The organism is Pseudomonas fluorescens, from assembly GCF_900215245.1.
Classification (GTDB): domain Bacteria; phylum Pseudomonadota; class Gammaproteobacteria; order Pseudomonadales; family Pseudomonadaceae; genus Aquipseudomonas; species Aquipseudomonas fluorescens.
The window spans coordinates 390,666-403,526 of record NZ_LT907842.1 but is presented as its reverse complement, the minus strand read 5'-3'; the positions used below and the strand labels follow the sequence as shown (position 1 = coordinate 403,526).

At 59.7% G+C, this 12,861-nt stretch carries 13 protein-coding genes; 7 read left to right on the top strand and 6 right to left on the bottom strand.

The features are described from left to right. Positions 1 to 53 precede the first annotated feature (53 nt). The 3 genes from CPH89_RS01880 (at position 54) to CPH89_RS01870 (ending at position 2,082) form a co-directional block, all read left to right on the top strand. Positions 54 to 1,175, top strand: coding sequence for a beta-ketoacyl-ACP synthase III (locus CPH89_RS01880; protein WP_053257400.1), 1,122 nt, complete (start codon positions 54 to 56; stop codon positions 1,173 to 1,175). 65 nt (positions 1,176 to 1,240) lie between these two features. Then, positions 1,241 to 1,855 (top strand): RNA polymerase sigma factor, encoded by a 615-nt coding sequence (locus tag CPH89_RS01875; RefSeq protein WP_053257399.1) that lies wholly within the window; start codon positions 1,241 to 1,243, stop codon positions 1,853 to 1,855. Beyond that, a complete protein-coding gene (locus CPH89_RS01870; protein WP_053257398.1) occupies positions 1,849 to 2,082 on the top strand; it encodes an anti-sigma factor family protein in 234 nt (77 codons plus the stop codon). The genes CPH89_RS01875 and CPH89_RS01870 overlap by 7 nt, the downstream gene beginning before the upstream one ends. Before the next feature lie 118 nt (positions 2,083 to 2,200). Here CPH89_RS01870 and CPH89_RS01865 read toward each other — a convergent pair whose 3' ends face one another. Then, positions 2,201 to 3,523 (bottom strand): putative porin, encoded by a 1,323-nt coding sequence (locus tag CPH89_RS01865; protein WP_053257397.1) that lies wholly within the window; start codon positions 3,521 to 3,523, stop codon positions 2,201 to 2,203. Positions 3,524 to 3,807: 284 nt separating this feature from the next. Here CPH89_RS01865 and CPH89_RS01860 point away from each other — a divergent pair, with 284 nt between their 5' ends. Continuing rightward, positions 3,808 to 4,932, top strand: a complete 1,125-nt coding sequence (locus tag CPH89_RS01860; RefSeq protein WP_053257396.1) for a GNAT family N-acetyltransferase — start codon at positions 3,808 to 3,810, stop codon at positions 4,930 to 4,932. A 37-nt stretch (positions 4,933 to 4,969) separates the two neighbouring features. Here CPH89_RS01860 and CPH89_RS01855 read toward each other — a convergent pair whose 3' ends face one another. The 4 genes from CPH89_RS01855 to CPH89_RS01840 form a co-directional block, all read right to left on the bottom strand. After that, the gene (locus CPH89_RS01855; RefSeq protein ID WP_053257395.1) at positions 4,970 to 6,802 is read right to left on the bottom strand and encodes an ABC transporter ATP-binding protein; all 1,833 of its coding nucleotides are present in this window, start codon (positions 6,800 to 6,802) and stop codon (positions 4,970 to 4,972) included. A gap of 82 nt (positions 6,803 to 6,884) precedes the next feature. Then, on the bottom strand, positions 6,885 to 7,448 hold the full coding sequence (locus tag CPH89_RS01850) for a peptidylprolyl isomerase (RefSeq protein ID WP_053257394.1): 564 nt from the start codon (positions 7,446 to 7,448) through the stop codon (positions 6,885 to 6,887). Between the two features lie 3 nt (positions 7,449 to 7,451). Beyond that, positions 7,452 to 8,255, bottom strand: a complete 804-nt coding sequence (locus CPH89_RS01845; protein WP_053257393.1) for an alpha/beta fold hydrolase — start codon at positions 8,253 to 8,255, stop codon at positions 7,452 to 7,454. 14 nt (positions 8,256 to 8,269) lie between these two features. Further along, entirely contained in the window at positions 8,270 to 9,193 is a 924-nt protein-coding gene (locus CPH89_RS01840; RefSeq protein ID WP_053257392.1) for a PA3225 family LysR-type transcriptional regulator, read from the bottom strand. 49 nt (positions 9,194 to 9,242) lie between these two features. Between CPH89_RS01840 and CPH89_RS01835 the strand changes: the two genes are divergently transcribed. The 3 genes from CPH89_RS01835 to CPH89_RS01825 all read left to right on the top strand — a co-directional run bounded on the left by CPH89_RS01835 (position 9,243) and on the right by CPH89_RS01825 (position 11,390). Continuing rightward, on the top strand, positions 9,243 to 9,557 hold the full coding sequence (locus tag CPH89_RS01835; RefSeq protein ID WP_053257391.1) for a hypothetical protein: 315 nt from the start codon (positions 9,243 to 9,245) through the stop codon (positions 9,555 to 9,557). Between the two features lie 151 nt (positions 9,558 to 9,708). Further along, positions 9,709 to 10,311, top strand: coding sequence for an FMN-dependent NADH-azoreductase (locus CPH89_RS01830; RefSeq protein WP_053257390.1), 603 nt, complete (start codon positions 9,709 to 9,711; stop codon positions 10,309 to 10,311). Between the two features lie 212 nt (positions 10,312 to 10,523). After that, complete coding sequence (locus CPH89_RS01825) at positions 10,524 to 11,390, top strand: carboxylate/amino acid/amine transporter (protein WP_053257389.1); 867 nt, start codon at positions 10,524 to 10,526, stop codon at positions 11,388 to 11,390. 47 nt (positions 11,391 to 11,437) lie between these two features. Here the strand turns inward: CPH89_RS01825 and CPH89_RS01820 are convergent, their stop codons facing one another. Then, complete coding sequence (locus tag CPH89_RS01820) at positions 11,438 to 12,736, bottom strand: mechanosensitive ion channel family protein (RefSeq protein WP_053257388.1); 1,299 nt, start codon at positions 12,734 to 12,736, stop codon at positions 11,438 to 11,440. Positions 12,737 to 12,861: the final 125 nt, after the last annotated feature.

The following is a 12,861-nucleotide window of genomic DNA, read 5'->3' as shown; positions in this document are numbered from 1 at the left end:
GTTTGGTACGACGGTACCAATATCTTCTGCCTGACAGATTTAGAGGAACGACCGTGCATAACGTCGTCATCAGCGGCACTGGCCTGTACACCCCGGCCAACAGCATCTCCAACGAAGAGCTGGTGCAGTCTTTCAATGCCTACGTGCAGCAGTTCAACAGCGACAACGCTGCCGCCATCGAGCGCGGTGACGTGCAGGCGCTGACCGAGTCCAGTGCAGCCTTTATTGAAAAGGCGTCGGGCATCAAGAGCCGTTTTGTCATGGACAAGGACGGTATCCTCGACCCGCAGCGCATGGCGCCGCGCCTGCCCGAACGCAGCAATGACGAGTGGTCGGTACTCTGCCAGATGGCGATCGGCGCTGCCGAGCAAGCCCTGCAGCGCGCCGGCAAGACAGCTGCCGACATCGACGGCGTAATCGTTGCCTGCTCCAACCTGCAACGCGCTTATCCGGCCATCGCCATCGAAGTCCAGGAAGCCCTGGGCATCGCAGGCTTCGGTTTTGACATGAACGTGGCCTGCTCCTCGGCCACCTTCGGCATCCAGAACGCCGCCAACAGTATCCAACTGGGCCAGGCGCGGGCGATCCTGATGGTCAACCCGGAAGTCTGCACCGGCCACCTGAATTTCCGCGACCGCGACAGCCACTTCATCTTTGGTGATGCGGCCACTGCGGTGATCCTTGAGCGTGCCGACCTGGCGACCTCCGCGCATCAGTTCGACGTGGTGAGCACCAAGCTGCTGACCAAGTTCTCCAACAACATCCGCAACAACTTCGGCTTTCTCAACCGCACGGCGGAAGAGGGGATCGGCGCGACGGACAAACTGTTCGTGCAGGAAGGCCGCAAAGTCTTCCGTGATGTCTGCCCGATGGTCGCCGAACTGATCGCTGTGCACCTTGAGGAGAACCAGCTGAATGTCTCCGATGTGAAGCGCTTCTGGCTGCACCAGGCCAACCTGAGCATGAACCACCTGATCGTGAAAAAGCTGCTGGGCCGTGAAGCCTCGGTGGAAGAGGCGCCGGTGATTCTCGATACCTACGCCAATACCAGTTCGGCCGGCTCGGTGATTGCGTTTCACACCTATCAGGATGACCTGCCGAAAGGCTCCGTGGCAGTCCTCAGTTCGTTTGGTGCGGGCTATTCGATCGGCAGCGTGATCCTGCGCAAGCGCTAAACAGGGTCAAGGTGGCATCGGGTTTGCCACACTGATTGGGTTTGCACTTTGAAATCGAGGTTCTAATGGCGGCAGCGGACGACGCGCACCTGCTTGAACGGCTGCTCAAGGGCGAGCAGCGGGCCTATAAAGAATTGGTCACGACCTACCAGAGCGCCATGCGCGCGGTGGCCTATGCGATTGTCGGGCAGCGTCACGCCGACGAAATCGTGCAGGACGCCTGGCTATCGGTGGTGCGCAACCTGGCCAAATTTGAAGGGCGCTCCAGCCTCAAGACGTGGCTGCTGACCATCACGGCCAACTCTGCCAAGGGCCGCTATAAACAAAATCGCCGGGAAGTATTGCTCGACGATTTGCCCTCACCCCATGGCACCCTCGGTGACGATCGCTTCGTCCCCGACGATGGTCACTGGGCGGTCGCTCCCTATGCCTGGCACCAGGACACCCCGGAAGCCCTGCTGACCGAGGATGAGCTGCGCAAATGCCTGGAGCATACGTTGCTGAGTTTGTCGGAGTTGCAAAGCAGTGTGCTGGTGCTGCGTGAGCGCCAAGGTTTGGAATTGGAGGAGATTTGTAATCTTCTGACGCTCTCGCTCTCCAATGTCCGTGTGCTGTTGCATCGAGCACGGCTTAAAGTCTTCGCTACGGTGGAGCATTTTGAGGAAACGGGCGAATGTTGACCTGTAAAGAGCAAGTGGCGCGGTCCAGTGACTATCTCGATGGGCAATTGACCCTTCGTGAGCGTCTGCTGGTGCGTCATCACTTGATGTTCTGCCCTAATTGCCGGCGATTTATCCGTCAGATGCGCCTGATGCAGGCGACGCTGAAAATCATGCCGGAAGCGCCGGTGAAGGATGCTGATGCATTGGCTGAACGGCTCGCCGCCGAACGGCTGAAGGATCAGTAACGGCGGGGCAGAGGCAGACTCGCGTGGGTGAGTCGAACGGATGAGGGGGATCGCCCCACCCACGCAAAGCTGTTGAAACCACCTCGGGCCGTCCTGGCCCAAGGCTTGTTACACATATTTAGAACTTGGCTTCAGCATCCAACTGCAGGGTGTTGGTGTTGGCATCACGCTGGGTGCGGCTGGCGTAGTCAGCCTTGGTCAGGAAGTACGTGGCGCCAAGGGCAAAGTTCTTGTCGATGTCGTAGCTGACCTTCATTTTGTGGCCGCGCGAGCCGGTGGTGCCGTTGGCAAAGTCCGAATCGGTGAAGGCACCCACCACGGCGTTACGCTGGATATCGCGGTAGTTGTAGTCCAGGTTGAAGCCGAACACCTTGGACTTGGCACCGATCAACCACGCGGTGTCCTGATCGGTCACGGCATCGTTGTTTTTCACGTACTGGCCGTAGAACGCCAGGGGCACTGCCAGGCCGCCGATGTCAGCCTGGGCGAAACCTTCATACAGGCGGAACTCGTTGTCGGCCGAGTTACCGTTGACTGCCAGTGCGCACGGCGTGGTGGTCGTGGTGCAGCGGCTGTCCTTGTCGTTCTGGTAGGCGTAGACACTGCCGCCCAGGGTCATTTTCAGGTTGTCGGTGACCGAGAAACGCGTCCCCAACTGGCCGGATGTCAGGCGCAGGTCGTGGCGAAATTGCACGCCGTCGCCGTCGACGTTGTCCTTGAGGTTGTAGTTACCCAGGCTGCCGAACAGCTCTGCGCTGCTGCCCAGTGGGTATTTGTAGGTGAGGGCCAGGCCTTCCGGGTTGATGTCGCTATCCCAGATCACATCGCCCATGTTCACCCACGGCTGCAGCATCTTGCCGCCGATCACGTGCAGGTTCTTGATCTGGTCCGGGTGGTAGTCGATGTAGCCCAGGTCCAGCCAGATCGACTTCTTGTCGAAATAGTTGTCCTGGTCCTGGTTGGTCGACCGCGCGTCGTCGCTGCTGCCGGTGGCAATGCGAATGCCGGTGTCCACTTGCGAGTTGACTTCGGTGTACGCGCCGAGGCGGGCACGGATGCGCTGACGGTCCTTGTCACGGCCACCGTTGTTGGATTCGCCCTGAATCTTCACGGTTTCCTGACGGAAGCGCACGTCACCCTTGAGTTGGGTACGGGCGGCCCAGGCGAGCTTCTGGTCGAACACGCTCAGGTCGTTGGTTTTTTTCGCGGTGGCCGCGATCTGTTCGTTGGTCTCTTGTTGAGCTTGCTGTGCGATCTGCTTTTCTTTCTGGTCTTTGGCCAATTCCGCTTGCAGTTCGCTGTACTGCGCCGCAGTGATCTGGCCGTTGGCCTTGAGCATGTCGAGCAATTTAGCGTCGACTGCAGCGCTGACCGGAACGCTGAGGGCGAGCAACAGGCCGCCACACAGGACCGCCGCAGTTTTAGTGGAAGCAAGACGCATATCAATCTCCGAAAGTGAGGAGGGATGGCAAACCATCCAGGACACAACCGACCGATGACGGACGGAAAATAGCCGCCTGCTAGAACCAGGCGCTCTAAAAAACAGGCGTCAGTATCGCGATCACTTATGACGGGGGAGTGGCGAAGTGATGTCATGCAGATGACAAATTATTTAATAACGGAACCAATTGTTTCTGGGTTTGTCCGGGTTGGTTTGAGGTGTGCCCGGCGCTGTGATAGGCGATACTCGCGAGGCTTTCACGCCAACCAACAGTGAGGATGCCGATGCCGTTGCAACGCCTGGACAAGCTGTCCGAAATCGCCCCCCATGTTTGGGATGCCCTGGTGCCGCAGGCTCAGCCCTTTGTGCGGCATGCGTTCCTGAGTGCCCTGGAAGACAGCGCCAGCCTTGGCCCGCAATCGGGCTGGCAACCTGAGCATTTGCTGCACTGGGAGGGCGATCACCTGGTGGCGGCACTGCCCAGTTATCGCAAGTGGCATTCCTACGGCGAATACGTGTTCGATCACGGGTGGGCAGATGCCTGTGAGCGCGCGGGCATTGATTACTACCCCAAGCTGCTGACGGCGGTGCCGTTCAGCCCGGTCAGCGGGCCACGCTTACTGGCGAGGAACGTCGAGGACGGTTTTGAGCTGCTGAACAGCCTGCCGGGCTACCTGGAAATCGAAGGGCTTTCCAGCGCCCACATCAATTTCACCGACCCGCTGGCCGACGATGCGTTGTCTCGACAACCGGGTTGGTTGCACCGTCTGGGCTGCCAGTTTCATTGGCAAAACCGCGGCTATCGCGACTTCCAGGACTTCCTCGGCGCGTTGAGTTCGCGCAAGCGCAAACAGATGCGTAAAGAGCGCGAGCAAGTCGCGGGGCAGGGTATCGACTTCGAATGGCTGCAAGGCCATGAGTTGAGCGAGGCGCAGTGGGATTTTGTCTACGCCTGTTACGCCAACACCTACGCGGTGCGCCGCCAATCGCCCTACTTGACCCGTGCATTTTTCAGCCTGCTGGCCGAGCGTATGCCCGAGGCGATTCGCGTGGTGCTGGCCAAACAAGGTGCACGCCCGGTGGCCATGGCCTTCAGCTTGATCGGTGGCGACAGCTTCTACGGGCGCTATTGGGGCTGCCTGGCGGAGTTTGACCGCCTGCATTTCGAAACCTGCTTCTACCAGGGTATGGATTACGCCATCGCCGAAGGCCTGCAACGTTTCGACGCGGGCGCTCAGGGCGAGCACAAATTGATTCGCGGGTTTGAGCCGGTGATTACCCGCTCATGGCATTACCTGCGCCATCCGGGGTTGAAGAGTGCTGTCGAGGATTTTCTGGAGCGCGAGCGCGTGGGGATTCTGGCGTACGCCGAAGAGGCGAGGGCAGCCCTGCCTTATCGGCAGGGCTGAATTCGTTCAGAGGGGGGCTTGCCCGGGCCCCTGCGCATTAATCGATACCGACAAACCCGCCAGTCTGGTGCTGCCACAACCTGGCATACAGCCCACCCTGGACGAGCAACTCGGCATGGCTGCCCGTCTCGGCGATCTGGCCTTTCTCCAGCACGACCAGCCTGTCCATCCGTGCAATGGTCGACAGCCGGTGCGCAATTGCAATCACCGTCTTGCCCTGCATCAGGGTTTCCAGGCTTTCCTGGATCGCCGCTTCCACTTCCGAGTCCAGCGCCGAAGTGGCTTCATCCATGATCAGAATCGGCGCGTCCTTGAGCAACACCCGTGCGATGGCGATGCGCTGGCGTTGCCCGCCGGAGAGCTTCACGCCGCGCTCGCCCACGTGGGCATCCAGGCCAGTACGCCCTTCGGCGTCTGAGAGCAGCGGGATGAACTCATCGGCGCGGGCCTTGCGGATGGCGGCGGTGAGTTCCTCGTCGGTGGCATCCGGCTTGCCGTACAGTAAGTTGTCACGGATCGAGCGGTGCAGCAGTGAGGTGTCCTGGGTGATCATGCCAATCTGTGCGCGCAGGCTTTCCTGGGCGACCTCAGCGATGTTCTGGCCATCGATCAGGATGCGCCCGCCTTGCAGGTCGTACAGGCGCAGCAGCAGGTTGACCAAGGTCGACTTGCCTGCACCGGACGGGCCGATCAAGCCGATTTTTTCCCCGGCCTTGATGTTCAGGTTCAGGCCACTAATGATCCCGCTCTGCTTGCCGTAGTGGAAATCCACCTGTTCGAAACGCACTTCGCCATGGGGTACGTTCAGGCGTGGGGCGTTCTCGCGGTCGGTCACCGCCAGCGGCGCCGCGATGGTTTTAAGACCGTCCTGCACCATGCCGATGTTTTCGAAAATACCGTTGACCACCCACATGATCCAGCCAGACATGTTGACGATCCGAATCACCAGGCCGGTGGCCAGGGCAATCGCGCCGACGGAGATCAGTGACTGCGTCCACAGCCACAATGCCAGGCCGGTGGTGGTGACAATCAACAGGCCGTTCAAGATGGCAATCGTCACGTCCATGCTGGTGAGCACGCGGGCGGCCAGTTGGGTTTTTTCGGTTTGCTCGATGATCGCTTCCTTGGCGTATTCCTGCTCATTCTGCGTATGGGCGAACAGCTTCAAGGTTGTGATGTTGGTGTAGCCATCGACAATGCGGCCCATCAACTTGGAGCGCGCCTCGGAGGAAATCACCGAGCGTTCCTTCACGCGGGGCACGAAGTAGCGCAGTGCAACGCTGTAACAAATAATCCAGGTGATCAGCGGGATCATCAGCCGCCAGTCGGCCTCGGCAAACAATACGAGCGAACTGATCGCATAGATCGACACGTGCCAGATGGCTTCCGCCGTCGCCACCGCCGAGTCACGCAAGGAGTTGCCGGTTTGCATGATGCGCTGGGCGATGCGCCCGGCGAAATCGTTCTGGAAGAAATTCAGGCTCTGCTTGAGCACGTAGCTGTGGTTTTGCCAACGGATCAGGCTGGTCATGCCCGGGTTGATGGTCTGGTGCACCAGTAAGTCATGCAGGCCGTTGAAGATCGGGCGCAGCAGCAGGGCGACCACGGCCATCCAGATCAACTCGGTGCTGTGGATCTGGAAGAAGTTGGCCGGCGGCGTGCCCTGGGCCAAGTCAATGATGCGGCTCAGGTAGCTGAACAACGCCACTTCGATCAGCGCGCCGATCAGGCCCACCACCAGCAAGGCAGCGAAGCTTGGCCACACCTGGCGCAGATAGTAGAGGTAGAAGGGCAGGACTTTGTCGGGAGGGGCGGCGCTGGGGGCGTCGCGGAAGATATCAATCAGTTGTTCAAAGCGACGATAGAGCATTAGGTTGACGCCCGCCTGGCGGGCTCTCCTGTTCAAATATGCGCGGTGCCTTGTGAGCACCGCACGGAGCTGCCTGCAGACCTCAGTCGATGCGTTTGGCCGACTTGATCAAAACAGGATCGATAGGCACGTTTTGCATGCCCTGCTTGGTGGTGGTCTGCGAGTTGACGATGACGTCTACCACGTCCATGCCTTTGACGACTTTGGCGAACACGGCATAACCGGCGTCACGGCCCGGGTCGAGGAACGCATTGTCGGCCACGTTGATGAAGAACTGGCTGGTGGCCGAGTTCGGTTCACTGGTGCGCGCCATCGACAGGGTGCCACGCACGTTATGCAGGCCGTTGCTGGCTTCGTTCTTGATGGGCGCTTTGGTCTCCTTCTGCGACATCTGCGCAGTGAACCCGCCGCCCTGGACCATGAAGCCGGGGATTACCCGGTGGAAGATCGTGTTGGTGTAGAAACCGCTGTCGACGTAGGCCAGAAAGTTCTTGGTGCTGATTGGCGCCTTGACCGGGTCCAGTTCGATTTCAATGTCGCCGTTGGTGGTGGTGATCAGTACGTGCTGGGCCTTGGCGGGCTCGGCAGCCATCAGGTTGGCCGCGAACAGTACGGAGCCGGCAAAGAAGGCGATTTTTTTCAGCATGGGTCAGTGATCCTGGGTAGTGGTTTCGACGGTCTTTAGAAAATCGAGCAAGGTAGCGTTAAAGACATCGGGTTGATCCAAGGGCGTGGCATGGCGGGAATCCTCGATCACCACCAGCCGCGCATCGGGCAGCAGTTTTACATAGATTTCTTTCTGCGCCACGGGGGTGTAGTCATGGTCGGCGCTGATGACCAGGGTTGGACAGGTAATTCTGGAAAGTTGTTCCTGCACGCCCCAGCCCACAATCGCGTCGAAGCTGGCGAGATAAGCACGTTTGTCGTTCTTTGCCCAGCGCTCGGCCATCTTGCGACGCAGGTCATGTTGCTCCGGCTTGGGGAATAATCGGTCACCCAACGCCTTGCCGATGGTCGACAGGCTAAGCAGTCGCGCCAGGCTCCAGCGCTTGGCCCATTGCCAATAGTCATCGGCACTGCGCACTTTGACTTCGGGTGCGCTGTTGACGATGCACAGGCTCTTGACCTGGGCGGGTTCATCCACGGCGAACTGGAAGGCAATCATGCCGCCCATGGACAAGCCCACCACATGGGCCGGTGGCAGGTTCAGGTGTTCGGTCAAGGCGCTCAGGTCGGCAGTGAAGCCTTTGATGCTGTAGCGCTCGCGCGGTTTGTCGGAACGACCATGGCCGCGTACATCCACTACGATCAGGCGGTAATGCCTGGCCAGCACCGGAATTTGCAGCTCCCAATCCAGGCTGCTGGAACCCAGGCCGTGGATCAGAATCAGCGGGTTGCCGTGGCCATATTCCTCGTAATGCAGGCTGCATCCTTCATGGTCGAACCAGGCCATGCACGAACTCCGTTTCAGGCTTGCTGGGGGGCGGCGAAAGGCGCGTCCAGAGGGGCGGTGTCAAAGGTGCGCAGCAACTCCACAAGAATCTGCGTGGCCGGGCCCAGGGGTTTGTCCTTGTTCGCATACAGGTAGAACGTCGGGTTGCGGCTGCCGCCCTTTTCCAAGGGTAGCTGCTTGAGCAGGCCTTCGTTGAGTTCGCGCTCAATCATGTGCCGGGGCAGCCACGCAAAGCCCAGGCCGCTGCTGACAAAGGCGGCGGCGGTGGCCAGGCTGCCGACGGTCCAGCGTTGTTCGGCGCCGAGCCAGCCGACGTCTCGCGGCTGCTGGCGGCCGGAGTCGCGGATCACCACCTGCATCTGGCTCTCCAGGTCCTGGAAACTCAACTCGCGGTTCAAGCGATGCAGGGAATGCTCGGGGTGGGCCACGGCGATAAACTCGACATCGCTCAGTTCTGTGCCCAGGTAGCCCGGGATGACGAAGCTGCTGATGGCCAGGTCGGCCACGCCCTCCATCAATAGCTCTTCAACGCCTGACAGCACCTCTTCACGCAAGCGCACGCGACACCCACGGCTTTGCGGCATAAAGGCGGTCAGCGCGCGTACCAGGCGCGCATTGGGGTAAGCGGCATCCACCACCAGCCGCACTTCGGCTTCCCAGCCTTGTTCCATATGGTGGGCGAGGTCTTCCAGTTGGCTGGCGTTTTTCACCAGTTGCCGGGAGCGGCGCAACAGCACTTCACCGGCTTCAGTGAGCACCGCCTTGCGCCCGTCGATGCGCAGCAGCGGCACGCCGAGCTGGTCTTGCATGCGCGCCACGGTGTAACTCACCGAGGACTGCGAACGGTGCAGCGCTTCAGCCGCTTGGGCGAAGCCACCATGGTCGACCACGGCCTGCAGCGTGCGCCATTGATCAAGGGTAACGCGGGGCGCTTTCAAGATGAGCTCCTCTTGTCCTAAGCTGGCAGTCCTTATTGGAGACTGCCGAATGAGAAAATTCTGTTGTGTGCTGCTGGCGCTGCTGCCATTGACGGCGTTTGCCTATACCACCGATGTTTCCAAAGATATTCAGGGGGTGAAGATTGATTACAGCGCGTCCGATATCGACAGCACTATCAGCTCGATTCGGTTGACCAACTACGGGGCCAACGACGCGGTGTGCAAAATGGTCTTCACCAACGGCCCGGAGGCGCCCCGTGCGCGTAAAGTCACGGTCGAGGCGGGCAAAAGCACCAACACCACGGTCAATTTCAGCCGGAGCATTATCAAAATGCGCATCAAGCTGACGTGCGCTCCAAAATAACGCAGCAGCGGAGCATGCCCACAGCAATACTCCGCTTATAAACAAATTTCTAGATGGGTTGTAGCAGTTTTTTGCGCTTTTTTATCGAATCGGCCCTGGCTAATCTTTTCTCCATCGCCTTACAGCATTTGCAGATGGAGCCTACCGAGCCATGTCCAACGTTCTGATCATCGAAAGCAGCGCCCGCCAGCAGGATTCGATCTCTCGCCAACTGACCCAGCAGTTCATCAGCCAATGGCAGGCGGCTTACCCGGCGGATCAGATCACCGTGCGTGACGTTGCGCTGAACCCCGTGCCGCACCTGGACACGCATCTGCTCGGCGGCTGGATGAAACCTGCCGAACAGCGCAGCGCGATCGAACAGGCTTCCCTGGACCGCTCCAACCAATTGACCGACGAATTGCTCGCCGCCGACGTGCTGGTGATGGCTGCACCGATGTACAACTTCGCTATCCCCAGCACCCTCAAAGCCTGGCTGGACCACGTGTTGCGTGCCGGTGTGACCTTCAAGTACACCGCCACCGGCCCCCAGGGATTGCTGCACGGCAAGCGCGCGATTGTGCTGACCGCTCGCGGCGGCATTCATACCGGCGCCAGCTCCGATCACCAGGAACCTTACCTGCGCCAGGTCATGGCCTTTATCGGGATTCATGACGTCACGTTCATTCATGCCGAAGGGGTGAACTTGAGCGGTGACTTCCAGGAAAAAGGCCTTAACCACGCCAAGGCGTTGCTGGCGCAACTTGTGGCATGAACCGAGTCAACGGTTAATCGTCACATAATCGCCGGGTGTTTATATCGCTTCACGCAAACCCTTCAAGTACGCGTATCGAACCTCCCTTTGCACTTGTTGCTCCTGAGTGCTCCTACCCGACTGCCGCTATAGCGAGGTCGGGTTTTTTTTGCCCCGAGTTCCGTCAAACACCGAAAACCCTTAAAGTCGCGCCCATTCGAAACGAGGCGCGCATGGGCTATCTACTGGTTGTCACCCTGATTCAGGCATTTTCCTTCAGCTTGATCGGCGAATACCTCGCCGGTCATGTCGACAGCTACTTCGCGGTGCTGGTGCGCGTGGTGCTCGCCGGGCTGGTGTTTATCCCGCTGACCCGCTGGCGCTCGGTAGAATCCAGGTTCATGCGCGGCATGCTGGTGATTGGCGCGCTGCAGTTCGGCGTGACCTATGTGTGCCTGTACCTGAGCTTTCGCGTGCTCACGGTGCCGGAGGTGTTGCTGTTCACCATCCTCACGCCGTTGCACGTGACCCTGATCGAAGATGCGCTGAATCGACGCTTCAATCCTTGGGCGCTGATCGCGGCACTGGTGGCGGTGGGCGGCGCGGCTGTGATCCGTTTCGACCAGATCACCCCGCACTTCCTTGGTGGCTTCCTGCTCCTGCAACTGGCCAACTTCACCTACGCGGCCGGGCAAGTGATGTACAAGCATCTGGTGGCGCGTTATCCGAGTGATTTGCCGCACTACCGGCGGTTTGGCTACTTCTACCTGGGCGCGTTGATCGTGGTGTTGCCGGCATTCCTGCTGTTCGGCAAAGCCGACTTCCTGCCGCAAGCGCCACTGCAATGGGGCGTGCTGGTGTTCCTCGGATTGGTCAGCACCGCGCTGGGTATGTACTGGTGGAACAAGGGCGCTTGCCTGGTCAATGGTGGCACCCTGGCGGTGATGAACAACCTGCATGTGCCGGTGGGGCTGTTGCTGAACCTGTTGATCTGGAACCAGCACGAGCCGCTGGGGCGCTTGGCGTTGGGCGGCTTGGTGATTCTGGGGGCGGTGTGGATCAGTCGGTTGGGCGCACGCCAGGAGGCGATCCTGCGCTGAATGCCTGCGGGGGCGGGCAAACCCGCTCCCACAGGCGAAGGGTAGCCTTATACCGCGCTGCGTTCGAGCGCAGGCACATGACTGGCGCCCAACACCGCGGGCAATACGCCTGCGCGTAAATCATTGCCGCTCGGCTGTTGATACACGCTCAAGCCGAACTCCGGCAACACCGCCAGCAGATAATCAAAAATATCCCCCTGGATACGCTCGTAATCGGCCCACGCCGTGGTGCGGGTGAAGCAGTAGATTTCCAGCGGCACGCCCTGGGCGGTGGTTTGCATCTGGCGCACCATGCAGGTCATGTTCGGCTGGATGTCCGGGTGGCTTTTCAGATACGCCAGGGCATACGCGCGGAAAGTGCCGAGGTTGGTCATGCGGCGGCGGTTAGCCGACAGTTGCGCGCTGTTGCCTTGGGCTTCGTTCCAGGCCTTGAGTTCGGCCTGCTTGCGGCTGATGTAGTCAGTGAGCAGGTGCACCTGGGTCATCCGCACTTCTTCATCGTCGCGCAGGAAACGCACGCCGCTGGCGTCGATGTGCAGGCTGCGCTTGATACGGCGCCCGCCGGACGCCTGCATACCGCGCCAGTTCTTGAACGACTCGGACATCAGGCGCCAGGTCGGGATGGAAACGATGGTCTTGTCGAAGTTCTGCACCTTGACCGTGTGCAGGGTGATATCCACCACGTCACCGTCGGCGCCGACCTGAGGCATTTCGATCCAGTCGCCGACCCGTAACATGTCGTTGCTGGTCAGTTGCACGCTGGCGACGAATGACAGCAGGGTGTCCTTGTACACCAACAAAATCACCGCCGACATCGCACCCAAACCGGACAGCAGCAACAAGGGCGAGCGGTCGATCAGGGTGGCGACGATGATGATCGCGGCGAACACGAACAGCACCATTTTCGTCAGTTGCACGTAGCCCTTGATCGAGCGGGTGCGGGCATGTTCGGTGCGTGCGTAGATATCCAGCAAGGCGTTGAGCAGGGCGCTCACCGCCAGCGTCATGAACAGGATGGTGAACGCCAGCGCCACATTGCCGATAAACAACGTGGCGGTTTTGCTCAGGCCCGGTACCAGGTACAGGCCGAACTGAATCACCAGGGATGGCGTCATCTGCGCCAGGCGATGAAAGACTTTGTTGTGCCGCAGGTCGTTGAGCCAATGCAGCGCCGGTTGCCGGCCGAGCAATTTGACGGCGTGGAGAATGAGGTAACGCGCTACCCGTCCGAGCAGCAGGGCCACCACCAGTAGAACCAGCAAACCCAGGCCGGAATGCAGCAACGGGTGTTGGTCGAGGGTGCCCCAAAGGTCTTGGAGGTTGAGCCAGAACTGTTTGATATCCATGTGCGAAACCGATTCTTCTGTAAGACAACACGGGCCGATTAGAGCATTTAAGTGCGACAAAGTTGGTTTTACGGACAAATGTCTTAACAAAAAAGCAGCTGATTCGCGCCGTTCGCGTAAAGAAA

Bases quoted from the DNA above. Each gene is read 5' to 3' on its own strand.
- CPH89_RS01875 (WP_053257399.1), top strand. From the start codon at position 1,241: ATGGCGGCAGCGGACGACGCGCACCTGCTTGAACGGCTGCTCAAGGGC.
- CPH89_RS01870 (WP_053257398.1), top strand. From the start codon at position 1,849: ATGTTGACCTGTAAAGAGCAAGTGGCGCGGTCCAGTGACTATCTCGAT.
- CPH89_RS01865 (WP_053257397.1), bottom strand. From the start codon at position 3,523: ATGCGTCTTGCTTCCACTAAAACTGCGGCGGTCCTGTGTGGCGGCCTG.
- CPH89_RS01860 (WP_053257396.1), top strand. From the start codon at position 3,808: ATGCCGTTGCAACGCCTGGACAAGCTGTCCGAAATCGCCCCCCATGTT.
- CPH89_RS01855 (WP_053257395.1), bottom strand. From the start codon at position 6,802: ATGCTCTATCGTCGCTTTGAACAACTGATTGATATCTTCCGCGACGCC.
- CPH89_RS01850 (WP_053257394.1), bottom strand. From the start codon at position 7,448: ATGCTGAAAAAAATCGCCTTCTTTGCCGGCTCCGTACTGTTCGCGGCC.
- CPH89_RS01845 (WP_053257393.1), bottom strand. From the start codon at position 8,255: ATGGCCTGGTTCGACCATGAAGGATGCAGCCTGCATTACGAGGAATAT.
- CPH89_RS01835 (WP_053257391.1), top strand. From the start codon at position 9,243: ATGAGAAAATTCTGTTGTGTGCTGCTGGCGCTGCTGCCATTGACGGCG.
- CPH89_RS01830 (WP_053257390.1), top strand. From the start codon at position 9,709: ATGTCCAACGTTCTGATCATCGAAAGCAGCGCCCGCCAGCAGGATTCG.
- CPH89_RS01825 (WP_053257389.1), top strand. From the start codon at position 10,524: ATGGGCTATCTACTGGTTGTCACCCTGATTCAGGCATTTTCCTTCAGC.
- CPH89_RS01820 (WP_053257388.1), bottom strand. From the start codon at position 12,736: ATGGATATCAAACAGTTCTGGCTCAACCTCCAAGACCTTTGGGGCACC.